The following is a 264-nucleotide window of genomic DNA, read 5'->3' as shown; positions in this document are numbered from 1 at the left end:
CGTGGCGATGGCGGTTTGCACGTCGCCCAAGGCCGTCTGAACGGTCTGGTTCGGCAGGGCGTACATCAAGTCGATATTGACTTTATCAAATAATTTCAACGCAGTATCGATGGCGGTTAAGGCTTCTTTGCCGTTGTGGACGCGCCCCAGCCGTGCAAGCATATCGTCGTTGAAACTCTGCACGCCAATAGAAAGCCGCGTGATACCCGCATCTTTAAATCCTTGAAATTTCTCGATTTCAAACGTGCCCGGATTGGCCTCCAA

1 protein-coding gene is annotated in these 264 nt (G+C 51.9%); it reads right to left on the bottom strand.

The window, feature by feature from the left end:
* A partial coding sequence (locus ACTHS3_RS18050) for a radical SAM protein (protein ID WP_440368799.1) occupies window positions 1-264 on the bottom strand: 264 nt, incomplete at both ends.

It is taken from the genome of Neisseria sp. P0009.S007 (genome assembly GCF_051962515.1).
This window is presented reverse-complemented; position numbering and strand designations above follow the sequence as displayed.